This is a genomic window from Desulfobulbaceae bacterium DB1 (assembly GCA_001914235.1).
In the GTDB taxonomy this organism is placed as follows: Bacteria; Desulfobacterota; Desulfobulbia; order Desulfobulbales; family SURF-16; genus DB1.
The window spans coordinates 74,185-101,080 of record MQUF01000006.1 but is presented as its reverse complement, the minus strand read 5'-3'; the positions used below and the strand labels follow the sequence as shown (position 1 = coordinate 101,080).

The 26,896-nt window shown below is 54.5% G+C and carries 25 protein-coding genes and 4 pseudogenes; 7 read left to right on the top strand and 22 right to left on the bottom strand.

The annotated features are described in order from the left end of the window. Window positions 1–173: 173 nt before the first annotated feature. A complete protein-coding gene (locus BM485_07135; protein OKY75504.1) occupies window positions 174–1,466 on the top strand; it encodes a hypothetical protein in 1,293 nt (430 codons plus the stop codon). Between the two features lie 78 nt (window positions 1,467–1,544). Here BM485_07135 and BM485_07130 read toward each other — a convergent pair whose 3' ends face one another. The 5 genes from BM485_07130 to BM485_07110 form a co-directional block, all read right to left on the bottom strand. After that, window positions 1,545–2,120: a rubrerythrin family protein gene (locus BM485_07130; GenBank protein OKY75503.1), complete on the bottom strand. Its 576-nt coding sequence runs from the start codon at window positions 2,118–2,120 to the stop codon at window positions 1,545–1,547. A 197-nt stretch (window positions 2,121–2,317) separates the two neighbouring features. Continuing rightward, entirely contained in the window at window positions 2,318–2,830 is a 513-nt protein-coding gene (locus BM485_07125) for a hypothetical protein (protein OKY75763.1), read from the bottom strand. A 78-nt stretch (window positions 2,831–2,908) separates the two neighbouring features. Continuing rightward, window positions 2,909–4,363, bottom strand: coding sequence for a catalase (locus tag BM485_07120; GenBank protein OKY75502.1), 1,455 nt, complete (start codon window positions 4,361–4,363; stop codon window positions 2,909–2,911). 233 nt (window positions 4,364–4,596) lie between these two features. Continuing rightward, complete coding sequence (locus BM485_07115) at window positions 4,597–5,034, bottom strand: IS200/IS605 family transposase (GenBank protein ID OKY75501.1); 438 nt, start codon at window positions 5,032–5,034, stop codon at window positions 4,597–4,599. Between the two features lie 185 nt (window positions 5,035–5,219). Further along, window positions 5,220–5,672: a transcriptional repressor gene (locus BM485_07110; GenBank protein ID OKY75500.1), complete on the bottom strand. Its 453-nt coding sequence runs from the start codon at window positions 5,670–5,672 to the stop codon at window positions 5,220–5,222. Window positions 5,673–5,920: 248 nt separating this feature from the next. Between BM485_07110 and BM485_07105 the strand changes: the two are divergent. The 3 genes and pseudogenes from BM485_07105 to BM485_07095 all read left to right on the top strand — a co-directional run bounded on the left by BM485_07105 (window position 5,921) and on the right by BM485_07095 (window position 8,684). Continuing rightward, window positions 5,921–6,766, top strand: a pseudogene (locus tag BM485_07105) (sulfurtransferase). A 47-nt stretch (window positions 6,767–6,813) separates the two neighbouring features. Further along, on the top strand, window positions 6,814–7,893 hold the full coding sequence (locus tag BM485_07100) for a pyridine nucleotide-disulfide oxidoreductase (GenBank protein OKY75762.1): 1,080 nt from the start codon (window positions 6,814–6,816) through the stop codon (window positions 7,891–7,893). Between the two features lie 68 nt (window positions 7,894–7,961). Further along, a pseudogene (locus tag BM485_07095) lies at window positions 7,962–8,684 on the top strand (peroxiredoxin). Between the two features lie 66 nt (window positions 8,685–8,750). Here the strand turns inward: BM485_07095 and BM485_07090 are convergent. The 9 genes and pseudogenes from BM485_07090 to BM485_07050 all read right to left on the bottom strand — a co-directional run bounded on the left by BM485_07090 (window position 8,751) and on the right by BM485_07050 (window position 15,114). Then, window positions 8,751–10,853 (bottom strand): hypothetical protein, encoded by a 2,103-nt coding sequence (locus BM485_07090; GenBank protein OKY75499.1) that lies wholly within the window; start codon window positions 10,851–10,853, stop codon window positions 8,751–8,753. Beyond that, window positions 10,835–11,404 carry a GNAT family N-acetyltransferase gene (locus BM485_07085; GenBank protein OKY75761.1) on the bottom strand — a complete coding sequence of 190 codons (570 nt, stop codon included), beginning with the start codon at window positions 11,402–11,404 and terminating at the stop codon, window positions 10,835–10,837. The genes BM485_07090 and BM485_07085 overlap by 19 nt, the downstream gene beginning before the upstream one ends. Before the next feature lie 8 nt (window positions 11,405–11,412). Then, on the bottom strand, window positions 11,413–12,534 hold the full coding sequence (locus tag BM485_07080) for a histidine kinase (protein ID OKY75498.1): 1,122 nt from the start codon (window positions 12,532–12,534) through the stop codon (window positions 11,413–11,415). 49 nt (window positions 12,535–12,583) lie between these two features. Continuing rightward, window positions 12,584–12,913: pseudogene (locus tag BM485_07075) on the bottom strand (cation-binding protein). Between the two features lie 95 nt (window positions 12,914–13,008). After that, entirely contained in the window at window positions 13,009–13,191 is a 183-nt protein-coding gene (locus BM485_07070) for a hypothetical protein (GenBank protein ID OKY75497.1), read from the bottom strand. Between the two features lie 159 nt (window positions 13,192–13,350). Further along, window positions 13,351–13,605, bottom strand: a complete 255-nt coding sequence (locus tag BM485_07065; protein ID OKY75496.1) for a hypothetical protein — start codon at window positions 13,603–13,605, stop codon at window positions 13,351–13,353. 20 nt (window positions 13,606–13,625) lie between these two features. Beyond that, window positions 13,626–14,210 carry a hypothetical protein gene (locus BM485_07060; GenBank protein OKY75495.1) on the bottom strand — a complete coding sequence of 195 codons (585 nt, stop codon included), beginning with the start codon at window positions 14,208–14,210 and terminating at the stop codon, window positions 13,626–13,628. Between the two features lie 98 nt (window positions 14,211–14,308). Beyond that, complete coding sequence (locus tag BM485_07055; GenBank protein OKY75494.1) at window positions 14,309–14,839, bottom strand: hypothetical protein; 531 nt, start codon at window positions 14,837–14,839, stop codon at window positions 14,309–14,311. Next, entirely contained in the window at window positions 14,836–15,114 is a 279-nt protein-coding gene (locus tag BM485_07050) for a hypothetical protein (protein ID OKY75493.1), read from the bottom strand. Before BM485_07050 ends, BM485_07055 begins: the two co-directional genes overlap by 4 nt. A 339-nt stretch (window positions 15,115–15,453) precedes the next feature. Here BM485_07050 and BM485_07045 point away from each other — a divergent pair, with 339 nt between their 5' ends. From BM485_07045 to BM485_07035, 3 genes are read left to right on the top strand one after another with little or no spacing between them, the layout of a single operon-like run. Continuing rightward, window positions 15,454–16,215 (top strand): recombinase, encoded by a 762-nt coding sequence (locus tag BM485_07045; protein ID OKY75492.1) that lies wholly within the window; start codon window positions 15,454–15,456, stop codon window positions 16,213–16,215. Continuing rightward, window positions 16,196–16,366 carry a hypothetical protein gene (locus tag BM485_07040; GenBank protein ID OKY75491.1) on the top strand — a complete coding sequence of 57 codons (171 nt, stop codon included), beginning with the start codon at window positions 16,196–16,198 and terminating at the stop codon, window positions 16,364–16,366. The genes BM485_07045 and BM485_07040 overlap by 20 nt, the downstream gene beginning before the upstream one ends. Further along, on the top strand, window positions 16,366–17,448 hold the full coding sequence (locus BM485_07035) for an IS91 family transposase (protein OKY75490.1): 1,083 nt from the start codon (window positions 16,366–16,368) through the stop codon (window positions 17,446–17,448). The genes BM485_07040 and BM485_07035 overlap by 1 nt, the downstream gene beginning before the upstream one ends. 525 nt (window positions 17,449–17,973) lie before the next feature. Here the strand turns inward: BM485_07035 and BM485_07030 are convergent. The 8 genes and pseudogenes from BM485_07030 to BM485_06995 form a co-directional block, all read right to left on the bottom strand. Continuing rightward, a complete protein-coding gene (locus tag BM485_07030) occupies window positions 17,974–18,954 on the bottom strand; it encodes a transposase (protein OKY75489.1) in 981 nt (326 codons plus the stop codon). Between the two features lie 203 nt (window positions 18,955–19,157). After that, window positions 19,158–22,048, bottom strand: a pseudogene (locus tag BM485_07025) (hypothetical protein). Between the two features lie 37 nt (window positions 22,049–22,085). Further along, window positions 22,086–22,679 carry a 2-oxoglutarate ferredoxin oxidoreductase subunit gamma gene (locus BM485_07020; GenBank protein ID OKY75760.1) on the bottom strand — a complete coding sequence of 198 codons (594 nt, stop codon included), beginning with the start codon at window positions 22,677–22,679 and terminating at the stop codon, window positions 22,086–22,088. A gap of 35 nt (window positions 22,680–22,714) precedes the next feature. Then, window positions 22,715–23,545 (bottom strand): 2-oxoacid:ferredoxin oxidoreductase subunit beta, encoded by an 831-nt coding sequence (locus BM485_07015; protein OKY75488.1) that lies wholly within the window; start codon window positions 23,543–23,545, stop codon window positions 22,715–22,717. 109 nt (window positions 23,546–23,654) lie between these two features. Beyond that, entirely contained in the window at window positions 23,655–24,797 is a 1,143-nt protein-coding gene (locus tag BM485_07010; GenBank protein ID OKY75487.1) for a 2-oxoglutarate synthase subunit alpha, read from the bottom strand. A 40-nt stretch (window positions 24,798–24,837) separates the two neighbouring features. Next, window positions 24,838–25,056: a hypothetical protein gene (locus tag BM485_07005; GenBank protein OKY75759.1), complete on the bottom strand. Its 219-nt coding sequence runs from the start codon at window positions 25,054–25,056 to the stop codon at window positions 24,838–24,840. 274 nt (window positions 25,057–25,330) lie between these two features. Continuing rightward, window positions 25,331–25,897 carry a hypothetical protein gene (locus BM485_07000; GenBank protein ID OKY75486.1) on the bottom strand — a complete coding sequence of 189 codons (567 nt, stop codon included), beginning with the start codon at window positions 25,895–25,897 and terminating at the stop codon, window positions 25,331–25,333. After that, complete coding sequence (locus tag BM485_06995) at window positions 25,887–26,891, bottom strand: hypothetical protein (GenBank protein OKY75485.1); 1,005 nt, start codon at window positions 26,889–26,891, stop codon at window positions 25,887–25,889. Before BM485_06995 ends, BM485_07000 begins: the two co-directional genes overlap by 11 nt. Between the last annotated feature and the right edge of the window lie 5 nt (window positions 26,892–26,896).

The window sequence follows — 26,896 nt, the reverse complement described above, 5'->3', positions numbered from 1 at the left end:
ATTTGGCTGCCGGCACGCTCTTTTATTTTTGCGACTTTTCATGAATCCATTATTTTTTTTCGCTTCCTTACCGGCAAGTCGACGAATGCCCCCAGGGGCGCCTTTCTTCTTGTGGCGTGCGTTGTTCGCAGCCGTGATATTTTACCGGTCATCGAATTGCCAAAGGATATGTCATGGTGCTTTTCAAAGTTTCACGATTTGCTTTTTTTGTTTCCCTCTTCATAGGTTTCCATTTGGGAAGCACCCATGTGCTTTCAGCCCAGCCTGTCGGCAGCTCCGATCTTTTCAGCCAAGGCGCCGACGCCGCCAAACAAGGGAATCATGAACAGGCCCTGGCCTTATTTCGACAGGCTGAGTCCGCGGGACTGGATAAACCATCACTTTATTACAATATCGGTGTCTCGGCATACAAACTCGGACGCTATTCCGAGGCCGAAAAAGCCTTTCTGCAGACCGCCGCTTTTCCCCGCATGGCTTCGTTGGCCTACTACAACCTCGGGATTATCGCCGAAAAACAAGCCGATCATGAAAAAGCAATTTACTGGCTGAGGAAATCCTCCGCCGGCGCGGCACAGGGTGATGAAAAAACCCGTCTGCTGGCTGAATATGCGCTCGGGCGGATCAAAGGAAAAGAACCTGTTGCCGTATGGAGCAAATACGTGTCGCTTGGCCTTGGTTATGACGACAATGTTGAACTGATCGCAACCGATCTTCTGCAGGCGAGCAATCAGGATGATGAATTTCTCGATCTTTTTGTTTATCTCAGGCGGCCTTTTTTGCACCCCGCCGCCGACACGGGCTCATATCTGCTGTCCTCTTTTTCCTTCCTGAAATATGCCGACCTGACTGAATATGACACCGGATCCGCCAACATCGAATATTATTACTGGAAAAAAATATCTTCCCTGCTGATTGAGGGGGGCGGCGGTTATCAATTCACCCTGCTTGACGGCAGCAGTTATGAACAAAGTCCGCTGCTCAGCATCCAGGCAAAGTATTTCTTGAATCCTGAAACATGGTTGCGGCTTCGTTACCGGGCCGATTATCATGATGTACTGGAGGAGGATTACGAGTATCTGACCGGCTGGCGCCATCGCATGCAGGCGGAACTTTCCCGCCGGTGGGGAAAAGTCGGCACATCACTGTCCTATACGGTCGAACTCAATGATCGTGACGATAAAGACTATTCTCCGACCCGTCACACCGCGGCGGCAGGGATCAATCTGAAACCGCTGGAAAAACTCGACGTCAATTTCAACATCTCCTACCGTGACAGTGATTTTGATCTGACAGCGCTTCAAGATCGTGATGAAGATCAGTTCAACTCATCCGTCGAGCTCCTTTACTTCCTGGTCGACGGCTGGGAATTGTCCTGCCGCTATCAATATACCGACAATCAATCAAATGATGATTACTACGACTACACCAGAAACATGGTCGTCGCGTCTGTTGCCCGTTTTTTCTAAAATGGCCGGGCAAACAAAAAAGTCCCTGGCGGAACCGGCCAGGGACTTTGAAAAAATCATCCGTTGATTTTCACTTTGTTACCAGTTTTCACCCAGCAACTCAAAATGAGCCTGCTTGTGGGCGCAGGCCGGGCACTCTTCCGGCGATTGTTTTCCCTGATGGAGATAGCCGCAGTTCCTGCAGCGCCATGTGGTCGCTTCTTCCCGCTTGAAGACGCGGTCGTTCTGGATATTTGCCGCCAATGCCCGATATCTCTTTTCATGCTGTTTTTCCGCCACGGCAATGGCCTTGAAGATATCGGCGATATCATTGAAACCTTCCTCACGAGCCACCTTGGCAAAACCGGGATACATCTGGGTGTGTTCATAATTTTCCCCACCCGCCGCCTCTTCCAGATTCTCCAGGGTGGTGCCGATGACGCCCGCGGGAAATGATGCGCTCATCTGCACCTCGCCGCCCTCCAGCAGCTTGAAAAGCCGTTTGGCGTGCTCTTTTTCCTGGTCGGCCGTTTCCTCGAAAATGGCCGATATCTGCACGTATCCCTCTTTTTTCGCCTTGGCGGCAAAATAGGTATAGCGGTTCCGGGCCTGGGATTCCCCGCAAAAGGCGGTGAGAATGTTTTTTTCGGTCTGTGTTCCTTTCAATGATTTCATTTCGTAAAAACTCCTCCTTTATCGGCTTGGCGCATAGTGCTCAAAGCCGGTTTATGTTTCGTAACTCGCGGCCCTCGTTGCGACATTGAAGGCTTTCCGACGAGTCCGGTTTCTTCCGTGTTTGCTCAGTATAAATGATTGTTCCCTGCCGAAGCAACGCGAGAAACAGGCACGTCGACTGTTTCTCCTGCCGGGGGTCACGCCCAGAACGTGGCCAGAGAACGCAGCGTGCCGGTGAATTTTGCCAGATGCCGGGCGGATATGCCGAACAGGGTCTGCGATGTCGGATCGGCTCCCCGGCTCAGCAGATATTCGACAATGTCCCTGTGACCGAACATGGCGGCAAACATAAGCGGCGTCTTGCCGCTGCCGTTGTCAGCGTCAACCCCGGCCCCCGCCTCAACCAGCAACCGGACGATGTTCAGATACCCCTTGAAGGCAACACCACCCAAAGGTGTCTGGCCGTGATCGTTGCGCCGGTCGATATCAGCCCCCTGCCGAAGAAGCATACGCACTGTTTCTTCCTGACCGTTGTAAGCGGCAAGCATGAGCAGGGAATTCCCCTTGTTGTCGCTGAGATTGACCGGCATGCCTGCCCGCACCATGTCTTCAAGCTGCGGGGTTTCGCCGTTGCGGGCACAGTCAAGTGCCATGAATTGCAACTCGGCATACCGCTCCTCTTCTTCTCTGGACAGATAAATCGATTCCATAACAGCTGAAAGCCTCACCCAAAAATCAATCGCCGGCCGGGGACGCGATGCCCGCATCCCCGGCCGATGGTTTTACCCTTACTTTGCCTTCCACTTCAGGCCGAGCGCCTTGGCCACCCCTGCCGCATAGGCGGGATCAGCCTGATGAAAGTGATTCAATTGACGTTTGACAATCTCGGCCGGCACGCCATCCATCGCTTCGGCAAGATTATTGAAAAGCTGATTTTTCTGGTCATCGCTCATCAGGCGGAAGAGATCCCCCGGCTGGCTGTAATCATCGTTGCCCACCCGGTGATCATAGCGGTCGGCATCTCCTGAAATCAGCAAGGGCGGCTCGGCGAATGCCGTATCCTGAGCAGGTCCGCCGAAGCTGTTCGGCTCGTAAAAGGCATCTGTTGCAGCCGGTGCATCAAAACGCATGGAACCGTCCATGTGATAGGTATTGACCGCGCAGAGCGGCTTATTGATCGGCAGCATCTCATAATGGGTGCCGACCCGGTAACGATGGGCATCGGCATAGGAAAAAATCCGGCCCTGCAGCATCTTGTCCGGTGACCAGCTGATGCCGGGCACGATGTTGGAGGGGCTGAAAGATGCCTGCTCCACCTCGGCAAAATAATTTTCCGGATTTCGGTTGAGTTCAAGCACGCCCACGTCCATAACGGGGTAATCCTTGTGCGGCCAGACCTTGGTGACGTCAAAGGGGTTCAAGTGGTACGTCTCCGCCTCTTTTTCCGGCATGATCTGCACCTGAACATTCCATTTGGGAAAATCCCCTTTTTCAATGGATTCAAAGAGATCGCGCTGATGGCTTTCGCGGCACTTGCCGACGATTGCCTCCGCTTCCTTGTTGGCCAGACACTGAATGCCCTGCTGGGTCTTGAAATGAAACTTGACCCAGAAGCGCTCGTTCGCGGCATTGATCAAGCTATAGGTATGGGAACCGTAGCCGTTGATGTGGCGATAGCTTTTCGGCAGGCCGCGATCGGAAAAAAGAATCGTCACCTGATGGAGGCTTTCCGGAGAAAGCGACCAGAAATCCCACATGGCGGTGGCACTGCGCAGATTTGATTTCGGATGCCGTTTCTGGGTGTGGATGAAATCAGGGAATTTGAGCGGGTCACGGACAAAAAAGACCGGCGTGTTATTGCCGACCAGATCCCAATTGCCGTCTTCGGTATAAAACTTCATGGCAAACCCGCGGACATCCCGCTCCGCGTCGGCAGCTCCGCGCTCCCCGGCAACCGTGGAAAACCGGAGAAAAACCGGGGTCTTCTTGCCGACCTTTGAAAAAAGTTTCGCCTTGGTATACTTGCTGATGTCGTGGGTGACACGGAATGTGCCATGGGCGCCCGACCCCTTGGCGTGAACCACCCGTTCCGGAATACGCTCCCGGTTCTGATGGGCGAGTTTTTCAATCAGCTGATAATCCTGCATCAACAGCGGCCCACGGGATCCGGCTGAAAGGGAGTTCTGGTTGTCCGCGATCGGATTTCCGCCGGTTGTCGTCATTTGTTTAGCTTTTTTTGCCATGATTCCTCTCCTTGTAATTCGGTTGTTGTCATTTGTTTCATCGTCTGACGTGAAACAGTTCGAGAATCTTCTCTCCGGAACGGATTTGCCGGTCGACTGACCGGCAAATCATGCGCCCCTGCTTAATTTAGTAAGTAACCACCGGCAAAGCCGGTGGCTTTAAACACCGTGGACCGCTCAAAGCGGTATGTTTAAAAGATTATCTGACCACCATTCGGTGGTCATAACCAGCGTCAACCTTGCTTAAATAACGATAATTGCTCGATACGCTGGTCTTCCTTTTCTTGCTTTTTGATATAGTTCCGGACGACCTCTTCATCGGCGCCTACTGTTGACACAAAATATCCTCGTGCCCAGAAATGCATTCCGTTGAAATTCTTCCGCTGTCCAAGGTAAATCCGAGCGATGTGAATTGCACTTTTCCCCTTTATGTATCCAACTACTTGTGCTACCGAATATTTCGGTGGTATCGATATCAGCATGTGGACATGATCTGGGAGCAAATGCCCTTCCACCACCTTGCTCTCCTTCTGACGAGCAAGTTCATGAAAAACCTCCCCCAGATTCTTCCGTAGTTGCCCATAAAGTACTTTCCGCCGGCATTTCGGTATCCATACCACATGGTACTTGCAATCCCACCTCGTGTGACTTAAAGATTGTATGTCGTTCATCGAAACCTCCATTCTCGTGACTTTGAGCGGTCCACGAGTTTGGAGGCTTCGATATTATTCCGGAACTGTCAAACTTTTGTTGTCCCCCGGCAAAGCCGGGGGTTTACCTAAAGGAAATTAAATTTCCTATTTCAGAATTATTCCTATCAAAATGCCGTAAAAAAAGGTTTTTTCACCGGACCGAATCACTCCGCTTTACGGCAACATGTGTCACAGACCCCATACAGGGTCGCATTGCGACTTTCAACCTTGCCCCATTGATCAATTTCGGCCGGGGGTGCCGCTTCATCGAAAGAATTCCACACAAAATCCGTTATGTGGCCGCATTTTTTGCAGATGAGATGATGATGCTTTTTTTCTTCCACATTCAGTTCAAAACGGGCCTGGCTTTCCGAGGTTTGCACCCGCTTCACCAGGGAATACTTTTCAAATGTCGCCAGGGTCCGGTAAACCGTATCCAGGGAAAGGGTCGGTAATCGTTCAAGCAGCCTTTTGTGAAGAATTTCCGCGCACGGGTGATCAACCGCCGCGGCAAGCTCTCTGAAAATTTCCAAGCGCTGCTGGGTGAGTTTGAGCCCCGCTTTTTTAAAGGCCTCTTCAAACTGAGTCAGCTTTGCGTACATTTCTTTTTTTTGCATTCTCATGTTACCGCGATAGTGGAAATAATTCCTACTTAAGAATAATTATTTATACCTTCAAATGTCAAGCGGATAAATCAGGTAAATTATTTTTTTCGCAAAAAAAGAATTTCGGATTGACAACTCCCATGCAAATGATAGTAATATTTACTATCTAATTCTCATGAATTGTTACCCGTGTTTTGTTTTTTTTCGCGCACAGCGCCGAGTAACAATCTGATAAAATTAAAAAACCCACAGGAGACGACATGTTCTGGCGGCAATTTTTCACCCCGGTACAATCCATGGACACCAGGGCAACGGCTGAATTTATCAATGAACAGCCGATCGGCTCATACACCCTGCTTGACGTCAGACAGCCAAAGGAATATGAGGCAAGGCATATTTCCGGCGCCAAACTCATTCCGCTGGGTGAACTGGACCGCCGCATCAATGAAATCGATCCGGACAAACCGGTCATTGTTTACTGAGCAATCGGCGGACGCAGCCGTGTTGCTGCGCAGATGCTGGCGGGAAAGGGGTTCAAGGAAGTTTACAACGTGTCCGGCGGCATCAGGGCCTGGCAGAACGAAATAGCCGTCGGCCCCGAAGATCTCGGTCTCGCCCTTTTTACCGGCAGCGAATCCATTGAGGAAACCATTACGGTGGCCTATGGCCTTGAACAGGGATTGCGCGATTTCTATCTTTCCATGACCAATCAGGTCAAGGGGCAAGAAACGCAAAAGCTTTTCACCAAACTGGCGGACATCGAAATCATTCACCAGAATCAGCTGATTGAACTCTATCGCCGGATCACCGGAACAGCCAAGAGCCGGGAGGATTTTGACCGGGAAATGACGATCCTGTCCCTGGAAGGCGGACTGACCACCGAGGATTACCTCGCCCTTTACCAGCCCGATCTTGAATCCGCCGTTGAAATCGTCTCCCTTGCCATGTCGATCGAGGCCCAGGCCCTTGACCTTTATCTGCGGGCAGCGGACCGGGCTGGTGATGAAATCACGAAAAAGGCCCTGACCCAGATCGCTGCCGAGGAAAGGGCGCATCTTGCCCAGCTTGCCGGCCTGATTGACTCAATGCCGTCCGGAGGGAAATAAAGGTGGCAACCAGGCGACTTGTGCTTATCGGCGGAGGCCATGCCCACATGGTCACCCTTGCCAATCTCAATTCCTTTGTCCGCAAAGGCATTGAGGTGACCGTCATTCAACCCTCGGAATATCACTATTACTCCGGCATGGGGCCGGGCATGCTGGGCACAGCCTACAGCGCCGATGAAATCCGCTTTGCCACCCGCAAAGTGGTGGAAAAGCAGGGAGGCGCCTTTGTGCCGGCCAAGGCGTCGGCTATTGATCCGGAAAAACAGCTTGTCCGGCTGGAGGATTCGGATCGCACCCTGCCCTACGACGTCCTTTCCTGTAACGCCGGCTCCTTTGTTCCCACGGCCATCGTCTCGGAAACAAACCATCCGGACATCTTCACGGTAAAGCCCATTGAAAGCCTGCTCCGCGCCCAGCAGCGCATCCTGGAACTGAGCCGAGCCAAATCCATTGATATCGCCGTGGTCGGCGGCGGCCCTTCATCCGTTGAAATCGGCGGCAATGTCTGGCGGCTCTGCCGCGAATCCGGGCTCAATCCTCCCCGCATCCGGATCTATGCCGGCAAAAAGCTGCTTTCCCGTGTTCATGAAAAAATCGGCCGAATGGCCCGCGAATCGCTGCGCAAACGCGGCATCGATGTTCTGGAAAACAGCTATGTCGAGCGCATCGAGCCGGATCGAATCATCCTGAAAAACGGTGAAACGCATCCGGCAAATATCATTTTCACGGCGGTCGGGGTCAAACCATCTCCCATATTTGCCGCATCAGGGCTGCCCACCGGGCCTGACGGCGGTCTCCGGGTCAACCAATATCTTCAGTGCGTCAGCCATGCCAACATTTTCGGCGGCGGCGACTGCATCTATTTTGAAAAAGAACCGCTGGACAAAGTCGGCGTTTATGCCGTGCGGGAAAATCCCATCCTCTATCAGAACCTGATGGCGAGCCTGGAGGGAAGAAGTCTGCAACCCTTTGATCCCGGCGGCAGCTACCTGCTCATTTATAATCTCGGCGACGGCACCGGTATTTTCTGCAAATGGTCGATTATTTTCGGTGGTCCCCTCGCTTTCCGCATCAAGGACTCCATCGACCGCAGGTTCATGGCCAAATTTCAGGCCATGGAACGATAATCACAATCAAACACACCAGGAATCAACGGATAAACCCATAATCCATTCATTTCACCAAGGAGGTATGTATGGCGGAAGAAGCAAGTGTCGGCTGTGCCCGTCCCACAGGCGGCCCGGTTGGAGAAGCAGTGGACGAAACTGAAGAGCAAAAGGAAACTTCACCCAAAAAGGAGCAAAGCATGATACGCGTTGGTCAAAAGGCACCTGATTTCATCGCACCGGGTTACCACAAGGGTGCATTCATCAACATGAAACTCTCCGATTATCTCGGAAAATGGGTGCTGCTCTGTTTTTATCCGGGCGACTTCACCTTTGTCTGAGCTACCGAGATTTCAGCAGTTGCTGAAAAATATCCCGAATTCCAGAAGCTGGGTGCGGAAGTTATCTCCATGAGCATTGACAGCATGTTCGTCCACAAGATGTGGAATGACGACGAGCTGAGCAAAATGGTAAAGTCCGGCGGCGTACCTTTCCCCATGCTGTCCGATGCCGGCGGCAAGGTCGGCAAGGTGTACGGCGTGTTTGATGAAAATGCCGGGGTGGAAACCAGAGGACGCTTCATCATCGATCCGGACGGCGTGATTCAGGGCTTCGAGGTTCTGACTCCGCCGGTGGGCCGCAATGTCAACGAAACCATCCGTCAGCTGCAGGCCTTCCAGCTGGTCCGCGAAACCAAGGGAGGTGAGGCGACACCTTCAGGCTGGCGACCGGGCAAGAAAACCCTGAAGCCGGGCATCAACCTGGTGGGCAAGGTCTGGGAAGAGTGGAAAACGGAAATGGCCTTTGACTAAGAGCGCCTTTTCCGTCGTATTGCCGCTGAACCCTCGGCCGAGGGTTCAGCGGCTCAAAGGCTGCAATCAGGCAAGGCCCCGTTCAAAATTAAACGCCGTTGACGCATCGAGTTTCGTGTCTGCGGCGATCCCCGCCAGCACCTCTTTGCCCCTGGCTGACCCGGCGCCGCAACGGCTCAAATCAACAAGAATCAGCAGGCACCCCATGTCACGCAACTCCGCGAGATGACCCAGCAGGGAAAAATCCTTTTCCGCCACGACCTCCGTTATGCCGTCAGCCATAAAAACACGATAGCCGTCATCCCGGTCGGAACGGAGCATGCCTCCCGGGCGCACGTTTCGCACCGGAATACGGGAAAGGAAAACCGGCAGCTGACCGTAAACCGTCGCGGCAAGGGGAATAAAGGAAATACGGCTGAACAATTCCTTGAAATTTGCCCGGTCATCCTCCATGTTGAGGGTCAACTCAGCCAAACCAAGCTCCTGCCAGGCCAGCGCCGCCTGACTGTTTGTCACATAGCAGCGGAAGCCGCCCAGCAGGGTGACGTTCTCCAGCTTATCGAACAAAGGAATATGGCCGAGGTTCTGCAAACGAAACGTCAAGTACCCTTGCCCGGCCAGCATCTGCACGGCCCGCCGGAATTCGTTCCATTCCGGACCGAAAAGCATGGGTGGGATCTCCCAGACAACATCCGCTTTTCTGCTTTCGAGCTGTCGCGCCCCTTTTTGCAGCAGCGCCAGATTTTTTGCGGTCAGGGGCAGTTCAATCCGGTCGGCACCGTTCCGTTCAACCAGGCGGATATCCTCCAATTCCCGCACCTTCAGCGTCAATTGTGACGCGCCGGGTTTTGCCGGCTCCCGGCGGGGCGGCAGGGAGGAAACAACCTCGCTGATCCGGTTCCGGCAGGTACTTCTTTTCCCCCGGCCGCTTTCATCCTTCCACACCTCATCAAGCATCTTGCGGCAGGTTTCCGGGCTTTTGGTAAACAATATTTTGCCGCCCACCTTGAAAATCGCATCTCCGGATTTGATATTGCCTTTGCCGGGATGTTTAACAAAAACGAAATCTCCGGCTGAGGCCGCTTTCACCTTTCTTTTTTCGGCAATAAGCTCACGAACGGCAAAACCGACACCGGCCTGATCATTTTTCGGTTGAATGCGAATCCGGTCGCCGATATGCAGCCTGTCATCGGTCTTGAAGCCGATCATGCCGTCACGCAATGAAGCCACCTCTCCCAGATGACGACCAAGGGTGCCATGCTGGGAGGAAACCGCGATACCGGCGGGCACGAAGCCGGTTAAAAAACCCCTGGTCGGCTGCCTGCCGAAGGACAGCTCGAGATGGTCGGCCGCCGCCCTCAGCGCCTCCTTGCGGCCCGCGGCCGGTGCATCCAGCACCAGCCGGTAGGCGGCAACCACCCGGGCGACATAGTCAGGGCTTTTCATGCGCCCCTCGATCTTGAAACTCATGACCCCTGCGCGGATGAGTTCCGGCAGCAGCTCAATGGCGCAGAGATCGCTGGTTGAAAAGAAATACCCCTGTTTCCGGCCGTCACTGTAACGCCTGCGGCACGGCTGGGCGCAACGGCCCCGATTGCCGCTCATGCCGGTGAGAAACGAGGAAAAATAACATTGGCCGGAAATGGAAAAACAAAGCGCCCCGTGGACAAAGTGCTCAAGCTCGATTGTCGTCTGCTGCCTGATCTCGGCAATTTCCGCCAGGGAAAGCTCCCGGGCGAGAACCGCGCGGGAAAATCCCATTTTTTCGAGCATCTTGACTCCGGCCGCATTATGAACCGTCATCTGGGTTGAGGCGTGAAGCGGCAACTCCGGAAAATGTTCCCGGGCCAGACGCCAAAGGCCGAGATCCTGAAGAATAATGCCGTCCACCCGGATATCGGCCAGAGCCGCCAGAACTTCAACGAGTTTGTTCAGTTCCTTTTCCTTGATCAGGGTGTTCAAAGCCACATAAAGCCGCTTGCCCCGACGCCGGGCGCAGGTTGCGAGTTTCTCCGCCTCCTCCAGGGTAAAATTCTTTGCCTTGGCCCGAGCGGAAAATTCGGTGAGCCCGCAGTAAACGGCATCAGCCCCGTTTTCCAAAGCGGCAAAAAACGACTCGAGACTGCCGGCAGGTGCGAGAAGTTCTGTTTTCAATTTTTTTTGACCCAGACATTCATGGGCTTTTCCGTTTCACTTTCCTGCCCCAGGTCTTTCCAGCGGAAATACGCCATGCGATTTTTATCCTTTTCGAAACCCAATTTTTGCCATAAGCAATCCGGCGGCCGGTATCCTTGCGGGCGCAGCGGGTGCGTTTCCCCCCGGTCCACTGTATAAAGGCATACTTTCCCGAACCCGGCCGCATCGATTCTTTGCAGGTTGGCTGTTAACAATGCCGCGCCATACCCTTTACCCCTCGCATCCGTCCGCACCATCAATTCACCAATATAGAAAATTTCATCGATATTCTCACCGTCGAACGGCTTCTTTATTTCGTCATCCTCAAAGCTCAATGGAATGCCGGTGCAGGCGCCCTTCATGCCCTTTTCGTCATGAATAACGGCAAGAATGCTTTGCGGAGTGCGCAGATACCCGGCTAAATATCTTCTTTCATACTCCATTTCTCCCTCATAAAGATAGGGATATTCCCGGAATATCTCGATGCGGAACCCTCCGAGCTCTTCGATATGCCTTTCAATTTCCAGACCGCGGAAAATCCGGATCAACTCTTTCATATCGGCAGATAAAATTTAAAGACGGTCCCCGCTTCCGCGGAGGAGATAAAATCCACCTTGCCGCCGAGGATCTGTTCACCGAACAATTTCATGGAATAGGTGCCGACTCCCCTTCCCGCTTCTTCCTTGGTGCTGAAATTACGCTGAAAAATCCTGCGACCGATATCTTCGGCAATGGTTTCACGGTTCCACACGCAAAAAGCAAGAAAATTTTCTCTTTTTTCCAGCCACACCCTGACGTTGCCGTCCTGCTCGGTTGCCTCCAGGGCGTTGATGATCATATTGGATAAAATGCGCGCCAAGAGGGACATATCTGTTTTCACCGGCAGGACCGGGGAAAATTCCTCGAAATGTAAATTCTTGTTTGTCGCGGCCGGATGATTGGCAAAAAATGATCGCAGTTCTTCAATGATCCTGTCTGAATCCGTTTCGTGCCAATAGGGCAGATAGGTGCAGTCACCATCCTGCATCAGGCACCTTTGCATGTCGACCTCTTTTTTCAACCGCAAGGAGGACCGGTGAACAACTCGCACCAGATCCGATTGGCTGTTGTCCAGAAAAAGCATTTCACTCGCCTCGACAAGTCCTGTCAACAGATTGCTGACATCATGAAAAAACGTCCTTTCCAGCGCCGCCCTTTGCTGTTGGAGGGTAATGTCCTGTAAAAACAACAGCAGAAATTTCTTCCCATGGATTTTTATCGGCTGTGCCCTGACCAGGAGGGCGATATCCGCTGTCCAGCCTTTTTTATTTGCCTGCAACGCGCAGATTCTTTCCGCCGGTTTCTCCCCGGCCAGAGAGGAAACGATCGCTATGGCCGCCCCACAGGTGGAGCAAAATCTGCTGGTGCCGCATCCGCCGGGTTCTTCACTGGCATGAACACACTGCAGCGCTTCCCCGGGCCGCAACCCCAGGGTCTGGGCGGCATCGTCAATGCCGAGCATTTTCAGGAATGAATCGTTCACCGCGACTATCTGCCGATGCTCGTTCACCACGGCAAGCAATCCGCTGATTGAATGCAGCAGTCCCGATAGAACGGGGTTCGCGCTGACAATTTCAATTTCGGCGCTGATCTCCTTTTCATCCGCGCGTTTTGCCGCGGCAAAATATGTATCCATTTTCTAAAACCTCAAAAAGAGCCTGTAATTCCTTCTAAAAGCCGGAATTTTATTCTTCCAGATCATTGACGACGGATTTATACTTTTCATGGATCATCTTTCGATCGAAATCCCAAAATTCGGCGAGCATTGCCTGATCCTCGGCTGCGGAGAAGTAGGCACGGGAGGCGGGAAAGAAAACCTTGTCCTCTTTTTCGATATGCCTGGGGTAAAAATCCACCAGGGTGTGCAGACATTTCGCAATATCGGCAAGGGCGGCGGAGTCGCCGTTTCGATATCGGCCATTTGCCGCAACAAGGGTCTTCATGGTGTTCCGGCCGGAAATGTGTTCTTCAATCAGTTCGTTCATGACCCGCCGATCGTCCTCTGACAGCTCTTTTGTCGAAAACGAGAGACAACAAACAACCCACCCCGGGCAAGTAATTGCCCGGGGTGGGTTGTTGTGGTTACTCCGGTTAAAAGAGTATGTCTGTGCTACTTAGGGCAAACCCAGACGGCTTCTACCGGTTCATAGGTGCAAGTTCTGGTATCAAGGCCACCCTTGAACGGTTTGATTTCAGAATTGCCGGCGGAGGCTGTCAAAGCCGCGCCGCCGATCAACATGACAAGTGACAATGCCACTGTCAACATCTTCAGTGCTTTTGTAATTGTTTTCATGATGTACCTCCTCGTGCAGGTTCAACTCATATCCGAAGGATTCATTTGAATCCGTTTTTTTTCGCCGTTTATTAATTAGACGCGGTCACAATCAATTTCTTACAAAAAAATCAAAAAAATTTGCAAAAGGATTCGTCTGCCACGGCACCCTTCAACTTTTCAGCCACGCATTGAATTTCTTATCCTTTCCCTGGCCTCGTCGGACAAGCCGAGAAAGGAGAAGGTCGTGTCCGGATCGTCCCGTGTTTTCCGCAAGACGGCAACAAGGCAAAGCATCTGGCTGTGGTGACGGGCGCAGGGAACACACAGCAAGAGATGCAGGGACATTCCCAGGCGCTGCAGGGGCGTCAGTCCGTGGTCAAGGGAGAGGGAAAGCAGTTCCGCGACATCCCGGCAAGTGTACATGAAACGCATAAAATTTCCTCAGGGTGCATTCAGCCGGTAAACCAGTTTTTGATAAGACATTTTTTCATCGACATTCTGGCGCGGTGCAAGATCACCCAACAGTTTGACTGACTGACGCCCAGCAGGTTGCTGACAGCTTCAGCCGGCAGGCCATTGAGTTCTCTCAGGGAAAAGGCGTGGGCCAGTCTGGGCGGGGCGTGGGCCAGGCATTGCTGGACTACGCCCCAGAATTCCTTCGATTCCAAATCGTTTTCCGGCTGGGGTTGCCAGTTTTCCGGTTCGGTTTTCCATTTGCCGTTTTTGTCGAAAAGGTCCACCGCCGGATCAGGGGCATCGGACAGATTGGACGCAGGCCCTTCCCGGCCCGCTTTCCGGTAATAATCGATGATCTTGTTTTTGAGAATGGAGACGAGCCAGGTTTTCAGCGAGGAGTCCCCGCGAAAGGTCTCCCGTGATACGAGCGCGGCAAGAAAAGTTTCCTGAACCAGATCCTCGGCAAGCTGCCTGTTCAGGGTCCGGCTGTAGGCGTAACGGAACACGGCATCTCCATACAGGTCAACCCAGTTTTCCGGGGAGTTGCTATCGGTTTCTCTGTCGTGTTCCTGTTCGGTAATGAGAATTCCTCCAGTTGTCGCAGGCAGGCACCCGTTTTTTCAACTATCGTTTGTCATGTCCGGCGGTGCGGCTTCCATCCATATGACAGGGGCAGCCTTCACCGTCCCCTGATCCATTTCAATAAATCAGAACGGCTTATCTCGAATGCCGACAATGCCCGGTTCTCCGCCTTGACTTCCAGCATCATTTTTTGCAGGTCTCCATGCTTTATCGAACCACACAGATAAAGAACGGCACTATTCCTGTCCGGTCGAACTTTCACTTCGGCGGGAATGGTATCACTCACGAAGTTTTCATTCGTAAGCTCCAGAATTTCAGTGGATCGAGGATTTGTCGGGAGTGGTGTTTTAAGATCCTGCTGAGTGGCGGGAAAGGGTTTGTTGACTCGATCTTGATTGTCCAGGGTCAGGGAATATATTCTTGTGATATGTACTTGAAATTCATCCAGTTGTGAGCCGTTCTTAAAAGAAAAATACGCCACTTGCGTAGCGGGATCAACCTTCTGCAGGGTGCCGCTCCAGATGAGGGTTCTCTGATTATTCCAATCGTTGGTTTCCATCTTGACTATGTCCGCGGCAGCAACCGTTGAAATCATCGAGAATAACAGGAAAAACGTCATGGTCTTCATTTGATTATCACCTCGTAGTGATCCACTTTCGATTTAAGAATAGCGTGAACCTCAATAATGGATACCTGAACGCCTTGCGGTTCAAAAATAAAAAACCACTTGTCGTCCTCGGCCAAGAGGCGATAGTTCGCCGATGCGTAGTCGTTCCGCCCAAAATCCCCGTAGAGCTTTATTTCCGGTTTTGAAGTGGTTTCCTTGAGCTTGTCGTGTTCGGCGTCCGAGCTTCCCATGGTTTTGCCCACCAAGCCGCATCCGAGAAAAGTAAGATAAAGCAAGAGGCTTAACAAAAAGTATCCAAACCATGGCGTCCAGATATAGCGGCTGGCGTAAAAAATAAATATGAAACAAAGTATGTATATAGATGATGGAACCCAATACCAGCTCTTTAACAGAACATTCGTGACAAAATCTATGGCGACACTTGGATCGCCGATACTGGGTTTTACCTGCAACTGGAAGGCATTGTTGGACGAAGCCGCTACGCGGCAGACGAGTCACGAGCGAGCTTGTTTATCCATCATTAACATGTTGTAATCTCACGGCATACGGTAATAAGTAGAGAGTGGCGGAGCAAAGGCGAGGCCGCCGCATCAACTATTACCAAGGAGGTTACAATGAACACCACCATGCCACAAGATTCCCTCTTCAACAAGCAGTATCAGAAACACCTGAAATGCCTCAAACTGGGCGGTCTGCAGCCCAAGACCATCGACGCCTACGCCAGGGCGATCCGGCGTATCGGCAACTATTTCGATTGCAGGATTGACAACCTCAACTCCGGCCAGTTGCTCGACTATTTCACGGAACTCCTGGACACGCATTCCTGGAGCGCGGTCAAGCTCGACCTCTACGGCCTGAAGTTCTTCTATTCCGGGGTACTGAACAAACCCTGGGAAGATATCCCCCTGATCAAGCCTCCCAAGACATCCAGAATCCCTGACATCCTGTCCGTCGAGCAGACGGAGCAACTATTTGCCGCAACCAAAACCTTGAGCTACAAGGTCTTCTTTTTTACCTGCTACAGCATGGGCCTGCGCCTTGGCGAAGGCATTCGACTCACAGTCGGCGACATCGACGCAGGCAACATGCGGGTCCATATTCGTGATGCCAAGGGTAACAAGGACCGGCTGGTGCCGCTGCCAGACAAGACCTTGCGGGTGCTGCGGGAGTTCTGGGCCATGCACAAGCATCCCCGGTTCCTCTTCCCCAGCAGGAAAAGAGGTCTGAAAAATGCCCACCTGGTTGATTTGCCCCTGGACAGGGGCGGCATTCAAACCACCATGCAGACCGTTGTCCGGCAACTCGGCATAAAAAAAAATCTCATGCCACTCCCTGCGTCACAGCTATGCCACCCACATGCTGGAGGCCGGGGTTGATCTGCTTGAGCTGCAGCAGATCCTTGGCCATGTCAGCATCCTGACCACCGCCAGATACACCCACCTGACCTCCACCACGGCCAACAATGCGAGACTGGCCGTCAATTCCCTGGTCAACTCCCTGGACATCAGATGGGGAGGGCGTAAATAATGCTGCTCTCCACGATCATCAACAAGTTCAGGGACAGCTTCTTCCGCACCTACAACAAAAATCTCCTGTCAGGCCACATCAAGGCTCTGGAGTCCATGGCCCGATGCAGATACGAGCATGGACCGCACATGCTGGCCCGTTGTTCGGACCACCGGTGCGGCGAACGGATCTATATTCCCCATTCCTGCGGCCACAGAAACTGCCCCCATTGCCAGAACCATGAGAGCCGGCAGTGGCTGGAAAGCCAGCTTGACAAACGACTGCCGTGTCAATACTACCTGATCACCTTCACGCTGCCCGGGCAGATGCGGGATCTGGCGTGGAAACACCAGAAAACCGTTTACGCCCTGATGTTCAGGGCAGTACAGGACCTCCTGAAATCCTTCACCAATAACGACAAAAAACTCGGCGGATCAGCGGGATTCACCGCCATCCTCCACACCCATTCCAGAACCCTGGACTATCATCCGCACATCCACGTTGTCATGCCCGGAGCAAGCATCAACCCGCAAACCGGGCTGTGGAAGGAAAAATCCGGGAAATATCTCTTCAGCCACAAGGCCATGGCCAAGGTCTTTCGGGCGAAGCTGCTCCAGACCCTGGTCGAAAACAAGCTGCCGGTTCCCCATGATTGCCCCGATCAGTGGGTGGTTGACTGCAAGGACGCGGGCAACGGCGAGAAGGCCCTTATCTATCTTGGCCGTTATCTGTACCGGGGTGTTATCCGGGAAAAAGACATCCTGCACTGCCGGGACGGCATGGTCACCTTCCGGTATCGCCATGCCAAAAGCGGAGAAGACCGGACCCGAACCGTCAAGGGCGAGTACTTCCTCTACCTGCTTATGCTCCATGTGCTGCCCCGAGGGTTTCGACGGGCAAGGTCGTATGGTTTTCTCCATGCATGCAGCAAAAAGCTGCTCCGCTTCCTGCAGCTGGTGCTGCGGGTCGCGCCATGGCGCGCCCTTGTCCGCAACCTGAAGCAACGGCCGGCTATCATCTGCCCGGCCTGCGGGGCCGCCATGGTGATCGCCGCGACAATGATCGCCCGGCCACCGGCCATGGCCGCTCCGTTACGGCAATAGACGAGCCGGAGGCATCGGGTATGTAAACGAAAGCCGTGAACTTGCCGAGGACACAAGCCGGATTGCACCGGGACGGGACTCCTGCGCCCGAAAAACGCCGGAAATCAGCGTAAAGCAGCATGATACAGCACCAAAATCCTTTTCAAAGAACATTGCGGGGGCCACTCCCGTCTTCCTTCGCCTGATCCGATCCCTCCGGAACCCAAAAGCTCTTTTCTATATACGTCCACCGGGCTTGTCCAACCACCGGTTCAGATTGTGGCGCGCTACGCTTGCACAATCTAACCTTGTTCGTTATAGCTTGACTCGTAGGCAACACCTCCCCCGTAAAGACAAATCGAAAAGTAGCCCAGGAAAAGAATCAAATCTATGACTTGAAGAGTAGGGTCACCTTTGGCGGTGAAGAGACGCTCGAGAAACTTTCTCATGGCGAATTCCTCGAAAATTTTTTTTCGCTAACAGATATTTCCACCTTGCCCTCTGCGTTGGGGGTCACGTTGGGGGTCAACACGTTGACGTTGGGGGTCAAGTCTGCTCTTGGCTCTTGATGAACTTCCCGATGAGCACCCCTACCACCCGCCCCAGCTTCCGATCTTCGTCCAACAGCCTTTCCGTGCGCAAGATGACGCTGCTCACGCTGCTGTTCTTCTTTATGCCGAAAGCGGCGCCGATTTCTGCATGCCGCAGCGCCGCGAGCTTCCGGCTCAGATAGACGGCCACATTCCGCGGGGTATTCACCTGCCCCCTTCGGGCAGACAGGAGACTTTGCTCATCTACCCCAAAGTCACGGCACACGGCCTGCTTGATCTCGGCAATGGAGGGCGCGAGCGCCTTTGCTGCCGGTACCTCCTCATGTCGTTTCTCCAGATAGTATTCCCCTTTTATCCATTCGAGAAACTCTCCTGATCCGAGAACAGACACCGGATTCTTTTTGTTGAAAAAGGCGGTCATCTCCTCGGAATCAGAGAGTTGAACAAAGCTCACATAGGCCCTTTCGGCTTTGGCGGGTACGCCGGAAAACATGCCGAGCAGTTTCTCCTTGTACAACCAGCCCCACTTTTTGGCCTTGGAAACATAGCCATGATGGCTGCTCCACGGATAGTCGGTAACACTTTCGGCAATGCCAGCCCGAACCGGATTGCGGTGAATGTACCGTAACATCTCCAACAAATAGTTGTCTTCCTCGACGAGAATACTCTTGTAGCGCCCACGGAAAAGCTGGCCGTCATACCCTTTCCGCCGGTTGTAACGCTGGGTATATATGCCGTTAACCTGGCGCATCACTCTGGAAATGTTTCCGGCCGGAGTCTGGACAAGCAGATGATAATGGTTTGGCATCAGACAGTAGGCGGCAACCCTGACGCCGAACAACGCCCCAGCCTCTTTGAGGACGGCAAGAAAGGTTTCATAATCCGTTTGGTCCGAGAAGATTTCTTCCCCTCGCCGACCTCGGTTCATCACATGATACCAAGCGCCCGGATATTCAATTCGTAATGGTCTCGACATGGTTTCATGTTAGCACAAAAAAACACATGAGCCAAGAGCAGATTTGACCCCATTATATTTTGACCCCATTATATGACCCCATTACGACCCATTATCATTATTTTCGCTGTCAGCAAGAAAAAAACACCGGCGCGGCAAATCGCAATTATGCCGCGCCGGTGGGGAAAAGTTTCGGCTTCGCATCTCATTTTTTTGTTCCGTTGTCACCCTGCGACCAGAACAACGCAGCGCGACTCCCGGCCATTCAGTTTAAGAAGAAAGTTTTTTTCACAGCGGACATGACGCAGAAAAATTGATTTGCCGACCACCGTCTGCCTGCGGAGCCAGTGCCACGCCAGGCGGTCGATTCCCTCGGTCACCGTGATGTAGGGAATGCCCATGGAGGTGATGTTGTGGAAGAAATGGCTCCCCTGGGAAGGCTCGACCTTGATCTGGCGGTTGCGCAGTTCAACCAGTGCCCCCACCCCGGAAATATCCTCCCACTGCACCGGAATGCCGAGCCGGCTGTCGGCCGAGCCCCAGCGGCCCGGCCCGATGAGAAGATAGGGCCGCCCTTCATTTTGCAGCAGATGGTTTATCCGGTTGATCTCCCTGGCTATTTCCTTTGTCCTGGCAGGCTCGAAGGCATGGGGCTCAACATAAACATCCGCCATGCCGGTAAAAACGCCGTGCCCCAAGGCCTGGCCGGAGAAGCAGACGGCGCGCTTTTCCTCCTCTAGGCTGATGGAGAGTTCCTGCTCGGCTCGGCTCCCGGCCATGGGGCGCATCTGGAGAAAATAAAAATCACCGGCAAGCGGCACCTCCGGCGCGAAGTCAACGGCAAACTCCACCTCGACCGGGCAGCCCATGCCCTTTTGGCCGATGTCGAGAACCGTGCCGATAATGTCTGCCAGGGGGAAGAGATTGTATTTGAGCATCCGGGCAAAGGTCGGCAGAACAAGCCCGCCGTGACCGTTGTCCCTGATCTGATGTTCCTCCTCGCTGTAGGAACTGGACAGCAGCCCGACCGGAAATTCAGCGGCCGCCCGGTTGACCTCTCTTCGCACCAGATTGCCGGCAGCGGAAAAGGAAAGCTCCAGGGGATAATCATCCATCTTCAGGGCGTAAAAAAAGCGCTGGGCATTGGCCAGCGTGTCTTCCACCGTGGAGAACTGGGGCAGTACCTTCGGATACCTGGGGGAAAAACGCAGGCTCGTCTCCCCTTCCACCACGGTCTTGCCGAAACCGAGGGCGATATGGGCCACCCCTTCATCCGGCAGCATGGGAGCAACCGGATAATAGTTGCGCGACTGGGCAACCCCGGAAACCGGCGGGTAGAAATATTTGCCCCAGGTGCCGCCGACCAGTTGCTGGACGACCACCGCCATTTTGTCCCGGTCCGGCTGCCGATCGGAGGTGCGGCGGGCAAAGGCGCGCGGCCCGGCAAAGGAGGTCGAGGCATAAACCAGCTTGATCGCCGCCAGGAACTGACGCAGACGTACATTAAAATTTGGATGGTTGTTGGGCAGCATGTAGGTACTGTAAAGCCCGGCATAGGGCTTGAACTGGGCATCCTCCAGCAGGCTCGACGAGCCTACGGATAAAGGACGGCGCATCCGGGCAAGATAGGCCTGCAACTGCTCCAGCAGCCAGACCGGCATCTCCGCCCGGAGAAAGCGGTCGGCGATTGCCGCGTCGGGCTCATCGTCGCGGCCTTCGGCAAATCGGTTGTCGGCAAGAAAGGAATCATAGCCGTCCGAGGTGATGACAAGGGTCGCGGGTAATTTAATCGGGCAATCGGTAAACGCACCATCCTGAACCGCCTGGGCGAGCTGATTGGCCATGAAGACCAACCCCCTTGCCTTGCCGCCCAGCGACCCTTTGCCGATCTTGACAAAATCCATGATTTCCGGATCAAAACCAGTGGACGAAAATTGGGCGACGATCCCCTGCTGACGCCGCTTGCGCAATTGATGGATGGAATCGACCAGGTACGACCGCAGCTCCCCGGCCGTGGCAAAATCGGTGACCCGCATCTTCTGCAGGCGGCCGGCCAGTTCAACCTCGGTGCGGGCCATGATCCAGTTGGAAAAGTGGTTGCGGGCGGCGTGATAAAACAGGGATGCTTCCGGAATGGCGCTTATTTTTTCCTCAAAGGCCTGGAGATTCCCGGCCCAGCCGGTGACCGTGCCGTCCGGCAGACGGAAGACGAGGTCGCCGAAGCCGAGGCTGTGGAGAAAAAAATCATGGATCTCATCGGCCGTCGTTGGTGAATTCTTGTCGAGAAAGACCGCCGGTACAGACAGCGCCCTGTGCCGATTTTCCGTTTACTCAGTCATCAAAAGAAGCGGAAGGTCAGGCAGTTCCGCGCGAATCGCCGCAAGCAGGGCAAGCCCTGCCCCGTTATCCGGCTTGCCCTTGCGGGGAAACCGGCCGTCGGCGATGACGCCGAAGATCGAGGAGCGGTACCGGTCAAAAAGACGGCGCGCCTCCTCAAAGGTGCGGACCGCGAGGATTTTCGGACGCGCCCGCATTTTCAGCAGGCGATGTTCATAGTTGAGGCTGTCGGTCAGTACCATTTGGGTCTGCTTCACCACCTCACTATAAATCAGCGGCAGCAGGGAGGAGAGATAATGGGGCGAGTCCTCCACCAGGAGAAGCACTCGCACCTGGGCTTTTTCCGTGTCTTTGTCCACATTGAGGTGGTCTTCGACGTTTTTAACAATGGCCAGCAGCAGGGAGGGGTCGGACTGCCAGATGTAGAAATGATCGATCGACTCCGGGCAGAGCTGCTCCGGGTGAACCGTGACCGAGCGCAGGGCATGGGCCAGCAGGACCACGGGCAGGGCGGGATGATTTTTTTTATTTCCCGCCCCAGGGTCCAGACATCCATGTCGCTGATATGGGGCATGGTGATGACAAGATCAAACTTTTTTTCCGAAAGCAGCCGCAGGGCGTCACTTGCGGAACTGACCCGCTGCAGCCGGGGGGGCTGGCTCAGGTTGAGCCCCTGGTATTCGTCGATGATGCGGGTGGCGAGACTGCCGTCCTCTTCCAGGATGAAGGCGTCATATGGGCTTGCCACCAGAAGAATTTCACGAATTTTGCACGACATCAATTCGTGAAAAACGTGAAAATCGCTTGCCACCGGGTCAAACCTCTTTTTCTTCTTCTTCGGAGATGATGGAGCGGGGCAGAAAGGACAGATCCACCCCGGCGGCGGCCTCGGCCCCGGCCCGCAGGGCTGCCATATTGAGCTCCCTGAATTTCGCGGGCACCTTGCCGGCCACCGCCTTTTCGAGACTTTGCATCGATACCTTGCGGCACAGCACCCCCACGGCGCCAAGGGCAACGATGTTGGCGACGATTTCGTTGCCGAGCTGCGCCCGGGCGATGCGGGTAAAGGGAAGGAGAAGGGAACGGCTGGTGGGCACCTGTTCGACAAAGGTGGCATCGGCCAGGAGAACCCCATCCGGCTTGAAATCAAAGAAATAGGCGTCAAGGGCGGCCTGGTTCATGGCCAGGAAGAGGTCCATCCGAATCACCTTGGGGTAGTCGATCTCCATATTGCTGATGACCAGCTCGGCCCGGCTTTTGCCGCCGCGCGCCTCCGGTCCGTAACTCTGGGTCTGACAGACATGGTATCCTTCATATAAGCCGGCGGCTTCGGCCATGATGATTGCGGCCAGAATAATGCCCTGCCCGCCGGAACCGCCGAATCTGATTTCGTATCGTTCCTCTTTCATGTTCCCTTCCCCCGGCCGCTCCCCGGACAAAATAGTCATTTCCGTTCCGCCAGATCACGAATTTTCCGGTATTCATCCGTGTAATTGGGGAGATCCCTGTCGATCAAGGTGCCGATGGTGAATTTCCCCGCCATTTCCACCGGGGAAAGCGTGTCGGCCCGCTCCTTCGCCACCCCGTGTTCCTTGAACCAGCGCATCATGGTCACCGGGTCGGCCATCTGGTTTTTCCTGCCGAACTGGGTGTGACAGTTGGACATGACCTCAATAACGCTGAATCCCCTCTTGGCGATGCCCTTGGCCAGCAATTTGTCCAGCATCGCGACATGGTAGACCGAGCCGCGCGCGACAAAAGAGGCGCCGGCGGTAACGGCAAGTTCGGCAATGGAAAAGGCCTGTTCGATGTGCCCCAGCTGCGCGGTGGCGGCAAAGGAGCCATAGGGGGTGGTGGGCGAATACTGACCGCCGGTCATGCCGTAAATCTGGTTATTTATGATGACGGCGGTGATATCGATGTTGCGCCGGGCCGCATGGATGAAATGGTTGCCGCCGATGGCGGTGGCGTCGCCGTCGCCCATGACGGCAAGCACATGCAGGCGCGGATTGGCGAGCTTGATGCCGGTGGCAAAGGTGAGCGCCCGGCCATGGGTGGTGTGCAGGGTGTTGAAGTCGACATACACCGGCATCCGGCCGGAACAGCCGATGCCCGACGCCAGCACCAGATCATCCTTTTCCAGCTCCAGGGCGGCAATGGCACGGATCAGCGAACCGAGGACAATGCCGTTGCCGCATCCCGGACACCAGACATGGGGAAATTTCTTATCGTGGCGCAGATAATCATGCCGCACGCTGACGAATCGTTCTGTCATAATCGGTTCACCCGGAATTCACCACGGAGAGCGCGGCCGGCACCAAAAAACCGTGATCGCGGCAACGCGGTGGTTGATCGTTTCTCGTTCGTTTCACCCCGTTCCCGCTTCACATGGAAAGGAGATGGTTGTAAATTTCCTCCGGCGTGATCAAGAGCCCGTCCACCCGGTTGTGCCGCAACACCTTGGAGGAAAGATTGACCCTTTTCACCTCCCGGATCAGTTGGCCCATGTTCATTTCCGGCACCAGCACCGCCCGGCACCGGCGCAGCACGTGGTCCACGGCTTTTTTAGGAAAGGGAAACAGGGTGACGAGCTGCAGCAGCCCGGCCCTGATTCCCTGTTGTCGTGCCTCCCGCACGGCCCGCAGCGCCGAACGCGCCACCGAGCCGTAGGCAATGACCGCCACCTCGGCGTCCTCCATCAGAAAGGACCGGGTCATCTGGATTTCATAAAAACCATTGGTTATTTTGCGGAACTGCCGCCTGATGAAGGCGTCAACCTCTTCGGGGCGCTGGGTGGGAAACCCTTTCGGATCATGAATAAGCCCGGTGACGTGATGCCGGTAGCCGCTGCCCATGTCTGCCATGGCGGGCACGCCGCGGCTGTTGTCTTCATAGGGGATATACCATTCGGGCGGCACGCTGGGCCGGATTCTCTCCACCACGACGACCTTGTCCGGCTCGGGCAGCTCCACCGATTCCCGGGTATGGGCAACCACTTCATCGGAAAGAATGATCACCGGCACCCGGTATTTTTCCGAAAGATTAAAGGCCTGCACGGTGAGATCAAAAGAGTCGCCGACCGAGGACAAGGACAGGACGATGACCGGATGGTCGCCATGGGTTCCCCATCTGGCCTGCATGACGTCGCCCTGGGCCGGGCTGGTGGGAAGCCCGGTGCTCGGTCCGCCCCGCATGACATTGACCACCACGCACGGCACCTCGGCGACACAGGCGAAACCCAGGTTTTCCTGCATCAGGGAAAATCCCGGACCGCTGGTTGCGGTAAGGCTTTTGACTCCGGCCAGGGAGGCGCCGATGATGGCGCCCATGGAGGCGATTTCATCCTCCATCTGGATGAAGGTGCCGCCGACAGCGGGCAGACGCACGGACATCAGCTCCGCGATTTCCGAAGCAGGAGTGATCGGGTATCCGGCAAAAAAACGGCAGCCGGCGGCCAGCGCCCCAGCGACCACCGCTTCGTTGCCCTGCAACACCTGACGTTGCGGTTTTTCCTGCTCTTCTTTCACATTCTTCTCCCCGGTTCGTGATTCTCCGGTCGCAGTGCGGTTATTCCCTGTTTTCCTTTCTGCGGTCGGCATAGCGTTCGCTAATGGTTATGGCAAAATCAGGGCAGTGCATCTCACAGAACCGGCAGCCGATGCAGTCGTCCGGCTTTTGGACCACCGGCTTGCCGGTCTCGCTCACCCCGAAAACACTCTTCGGACAAAAGGCAATGCAGATGCCGCAGGCCTTGCACCAGTCGTAAAAGATGGTTTGCGAAAACAGCTTGACCCCTGTGCGGTCGCACTCCTGTTTTCCCGGCCAGTAGTCGCCGTTGTCGGCCTTGCCGGTTGTTTTGGCCCCATACGGGCCGTTGGTTGTTTCTTTTGATTTTATATCGTTGGTCATCGTCCGCCTGGAGGGTAAAAGCCTGTCGTAAAGAACGAAAGAAAATAACCATAAATGCGCTTCAATTGAAAGAATAGCAGAATTCCGCGGCAACATGCCAATATTTTTGCAGGAAACAGGGAACTTGCGAAGGAGGTAAAACGGGGCCGGATCAGGAAAGAAGGGAAGCGAATTTTTCTTTCAGCAGGGAAAGGAGGCGAGAAATCGGCTGGGTGGTGTCAAGGATCAACAGATGATCGGCCGGAATTTCGTTCGGCGCCTCCTGCTTTTTTTTCTGTTGCACGTAAATATCCCAGGTGCCGTCGGAAACGGCATGGGGGTCTTGGGCGCGAAGATCGAGACGTCGCCTGGTTTCCTCGTCATCGCAGCGGCAGAGGATGAAATAAACGGGCGCGCCGTACCGGGCCGCGCAGCCGACGAGAAGATCGCGTTCCGCCCGCTGCTGGTAGGAACCGTCAAGCACCACGGTTCGCCCCAGTTCGAGTTCCTGTTCCGCATGATCCCGCAGGGCGTCGTAGGTCCGGCGGGTGAACCCGGGGCTGTAGATGCCCTGGTTGAGGGCACTGCCCTGACGGGAATCAGGGTCAAAGCCCGCCAGCTCCTTGCGGACCACATCGGTGTTATAACAGGGAAAGGAAAATTCAGCGGCAAAGGCCCGGGCCAGCGTGCTTTTGCCGCCGGCGATCAGGCCCATGAAGACAAAAAGACTAGCCGGCATATTTTTCCGCCAGCAGAAAATACTTTTCCGCCTGTTTCAGCGCCGTCTGCCGGGTGACATCATCCACTTCCGGGGCATGGGCGGTGAAAAGGCCGATCTTGCCCCGCACGTAGGCGCGGTAGCATTTATAAAAGGGCAGGACGTCGAGCAAACCGCTATCGCCGCTCGCCTCGACAAAACGGGAAATAAACAGCTCGGAAAGCGGCTTGAGTCCATGAAAATCAAGATCCATGGCAAGGAAAGCCACGTCGCTTGCCACGTCACAGTAACGGAACCGCTCATTGAACTCGATGCAGTCAAAGATATACACCTTGTCGGCCAGGCAGATATTGGCGGAATAGAGATCACCGTGACAATCCCTGACCCGTTCGCGGCTCCGTTCCAGGAAAAGCGGTTCGTTTTCCAGGAAAGAACGGGCATAGCGGCTGATGGCGTCAAACTGATGCTGATGCAGGGCGCCTTTGCCGATGAAGCCCCGGGTCTGGTCGAAATTCTCCAGCACGTTGACCGCCACCGCCCGGGCAGTACCGAACTCGGCAATCGCCGGTCCGGTCGCGGCCTTGCGGTAAAAAGGGGCCAGGGTATCGACGATGGCACGGATATGCGACTCGTTCAGTTCGCCGCGCCGAATCACCTCGCCCATCATCCTGCCGCCGTCCATCCTCTTCATCCGCACTCCGTATTCACAGGGCTCCGCGCCGTTAAAGGCAAAACCCGCACCGTCACGGCAGACCGTGATCACGTCGAGATAGATCTCCGGACAAAGGCGCCGGTTCAACTCCAGTTCCCGCCGGCAGAAGTACTCCCTTTTTTCCAGGGTGGTGAAGTCAAGAAAACCGAAATTCACCGGTTTCTTGAATTTGTAGACAAAATCACCGGCCAGCAGAACAAAGGAAATATGGGTCTGGACAAGCTCGACCCTGTCCACCGGATGGACATAACGGGCAGGGTCGAGAAACCAGGAGATATAGTCGGGCAGATTCACGGCAGACATCATGC